The organism is Inquilinus sp. (assembly GCF_057815775.1).
Genome location: NZ_JBYRFX010000824.1, coordinates 1 through 3,181, shown reverse-complemented (window position 1 = coordinate 3,181; position 3,181 = coordinate 1). Strand labels below are relative to the sequence as shown.

The 3,181-nt window shown below is 68.9% G+C and carries 4 protein-coding genes; 2 read left to right on the top strand and 2 right to left on the bottom strand.

Annotated elements, in window-relative coordinates:
* Window positions 1–330, top strand: a 330-nt coding sequence (locus tag AC3XYG_RS29555; RefSeq protein ID WP_489143458.1) for an electron transfer flavoprotein subunit beta/FixA family protein, incomplete at its 5' end; no start/stop codon positions are given.
* A gap of 18 nt (window positions 331–348) precedes the next feature.
* Entirely contained in the window at window positions 349–1,287 is a 939-nt protein-coding gene (locus AC3XYG_RS29550; protein ID WP_489143457.1) for an electron transfer flavoprotein subunit alpha/FixB family protein, read from the top strand.
* A 69-nt stretch (window positions 1,288–1,356) separates the two neighbouring features.
* On the opposite strand, the gene AC3XYG_RS29545 is transcribed toward AC3XYG_RS29550, so the two are convergent.
* Complete coding sequence (locus tag AC3XYG_RS29545) at window positions 1,357–1,872, bottom strand: PRC-barrel domain-containing protein (RefSeq protein WP_489143456.1); 516 nt, start codon at window positions 1,870–1,872, stop codon at window positions 1,357–1,359.
* A 194-nt stretch (window positions 1,873–2,066) separates the two neighbouring features.
* Window positions 2,067–3,181: DUF4167 domain-containing protein (locus AC3XYG_RS29540; RefSeq protein WP_489143455.1), on the bottom strand; the 1,115-nt coding region annotated here is incomplete at its 5' end.

The following is a 3,181-nucleotide window of genomic DNA, read 5'->3' as shown; positions in this document are numbered from 1 at the left end:
ACCTTCGCCTCGAAGCTGGTGCTGGAAGACGGCGCCGCGCTGGTGACCCGCGAGGTCGATGGCGGGCTCGAGACCATCCGGGTCAAGCTGCCGGCCATCATCACCACCGACCTGCGCCTGAACGAGCCGCGCTACGCGTCGCTGCCGAACATCATGAAGGCGAAGAAGAAGCCGCTGGACACCGTGACCCCGGCCGATCTGGGCGTCGACCCGGCGCCGCGGCTGAAGACGCTGAAGGTGGTCGAGCCGGCGAAGCGCAAGGGCGGTGTCAAGGTCGGCAGCGTCCAGGAGCTGGTCGCCAAGCTGAAGACCGAAGCGCGCGTGATCTGAAGGCGGGGATGTAAAGACATGTCGATCCTGATCGTAGCCGACCACGACAACGCCACGCTGAAATCCGCCACGCTGCACGCCGTCACCGCGGCCCAGAAGATCGGTGGCGACATCCATATCGTCGTCACCGGATCCGGCGCCCGCCCGGCGGCCGAGGCCGCCGCCAAGATCGCCGGCGTGACCAAGGTGCTGCTGGCCGATGCACCGGCGCTGGAGCACCAGCCGGCCGAGACCGTGGCGCCGCTGATCGCCGGGCTGGCCAAGGCCTACAGACATGTGCTGGCGACCGCGACCAGCGCCGGCAAGAACCTGCTGCCGCGCGTCGCCGCCCTGCTGGACGTGCAGCAGATCTCCGACATCACCGCGGTCGACAGCGCCGACACCTTCGAGCGCCCGATCTATGCCGGCAACGCCATCGCCACCGTGCAGTCGAGTGACCCGATCAAGGTCATCACCGTCCGCGGCGCCGGCTTCGACGCCGCGCCGGCGGAAGGCGGGTCGGCCACGATCGAGACGATCGACGCCGGGGCCGATGCCGGTCTGTCGAGCTTCGTCGGCCAGGAGCTGACCAAGTCCGAACGGCCGGAACTGACCTCGGCCCGGATCATCATCTCGGGCGGCCGCGCCATGGGGTCGTCGGAGAACTTCAAGATCCTGGAAGGGATCGCCGACCATCTCGGCGCCGCGATCGGCGCCAGCCGCGCCGCGGTCGATGCCGGCTTCGTGCCGAACGACTACCAGGTCGGCCAGACCGGCAAAGTGGTGGCGCCGGATCTGTACATCGCCGTCGGCATCTCGGGCGCGATCCAGCATCTCGCCGGGATGAAGGATTCGAAGGTGATCGTGGCGATCAACAAGGACGAAGAGGCGCCGATCTTCCAGGTCGCCGATTACGGCCTGGTCGGCGACCTGTTCAAGCTGATCCCGGAGCTCGAGGCCGAGCTGAAGAAGGGCTGAGCCGAAACCGCGATAAAAAGGGGGCGCGCCCGCGAGGACGCGCCCCCTTTTTCATGACCGCGAGGCCGGTTATCCGCCGGAGCCGGTGCCGGTGCTCGGCGTGGTGCTGTCGCCCACCGCGCCGGACGGCGATGCCGCCGGCTCAGCCGACTTGCGGCCCTCGAAGGCCGGCAGGGCCTCCAGCTGCTCTTTGGTCATGGCGGTCTTGACGCCCTCGTCCGGGCGGGCGCCGATGGTCAGCTTGTCCAGCGGGATCGCCACCGATTTGGAGCCGATGCCGAGGAAGCCGCCGACATCGATCACCACGGCATCGACCGTCTTGCTGTCCTTGGTGACCAGCAGATCCGAGGTCTTGCCGATCGAATCGCCGGCAGTGTTGGTCACACTGGCGCCGATCAGGTCGGAGCCGAGGACGTGGGTGTCGGGCAGCTGCTGCTGACCCGGCGAAACGGCGGTCGAGGAGGTCGCCGGCGCCATGGTCGTGGCGGGCGCCTGCGTGCCGGTGGTCCCGGTCGTGGTCTGGGCCATGACTGGCGTCGCCAGAAGAGCGAGGGCGGAAGCGGCGGCCAAAAGAGTTGTTCGCATGATCTAGCTCCTTGTCACCCGAGGATCTCGGAATGGATACCTAGGTAACAGAAGATATTTTCAAAGAGTTCCGATCTTCAGACGCAGAAGAGTAGCTTTGTCTGTCAAACGCCGCTTCGTCGGGCCTGGTTTACTGCAGCAATAAAAAAGCCCGGCGCGAGCCGGGCTTTTTCCTTGAGATCTTCGAGGCCGGATCAGCTGCCGCTGGATTCCGGCGAACCGTCATCCGCCGGCTTGACCTTGCGCGGACGGCCGGGGCGGCGCTTCGGCGCGGCCGGAGCCTCGTCCGAGGTCACGCCGGGCAGTGCCGGCTGGGCCGAGGACTCTGCTGCGGCCACGGGCGCCACGGGCGGCGCCGCGGGAACCACGGGAGCCTCGACGACTGGGGCCGGCGCCGGAACCGGAACCTCGGCCACCGGGGCCGGGTTGCGCGGCGGCCGACCACGGCGCGGCCGGGCGACGATCGACGCCGGCAAGGCCAGCTCGGTCTCGACGCTGCTGTCTTCCTGGTCCCGGGGATCGGCACCGAAGCTGGCCGAAGCCGCGTCCTCGACCGGTGTCAGCTCCAGCGGGCTCGGAACATGCGGCTGCGGCGCGTGCACATCCGGCGGCGCCGGCTGCTGCGACCGGTCGTTGCGATAATCCGGACGGCCACCACCGTCGCGCTGCCCGGCGAAACGTTCGCCGCGCGGCTGGCCCTGCTGGTCACCCCGGTTCTGGTCGCCGCGATTCTGGTCACCGCGATTCTGGTCCCGGTCGCGCGGCGGCCGGTCGCCACGATCGCGGAAATTCTGGTTCTGGTCGCGGGGGCCGCCCTGCTCGCGGGGGCCCTGGTCGCGGTCGCGGAAATTCTGGTCGCGATCGCGCGGCGGCCGATCGCCACCCTCGTTGCGGCCGTCATTGCGCTGCTCGTAGTCGCGGCGCGGCGGACGCTCGCCATTCTCGCCCCGCGGCTGATCGTAATCGCGGCGCGGCTGCTGCGGCTGGCGGTCACCGCCATCGCTGCGCGGCGCTTCGTATTCGCGGCGCTGCGGCGGCTGCGGGCTGGTCAGCGGATCGTAATCCGCGTCGACGCCCGGCTGCTCGCGATAGCCGCCCGGCTGGACCAAGCCGGCGTCCGAGGGCGGCTGCTGCGGCTGGCCGTACGCCTCGTTCATCGCGTTGATGATGCGGACATAGTGTTCCGCATGCTGCTGGTAATTCTCGGCCATGACGCGGTCGCCGGACGATTGCGCGTCGCGGGCCAGCCCCATGTACTTGTCGTAGACCTGGAAGACATTGCCGCGGATACGGATATCCGGGCCGTTGC

Excerpts from the sequence above, each read along its gene's own strand:
- AC3XYG_RS29550 (WP_489143457.1), top strand. The coding sequence starts at position 349 with ATGTCGATCCTGATCGTAGCCGACCACGACAACGCCACGCTGAAATCC.
- AC3XYG_RS29545 (WP_489143456.1), bottom strand. The coding sequence starts at position 1,872 with ATGCGAACAACTCTTTTGGCCGCCGCTTCCGCCCTCGCTCTTCTGGCG.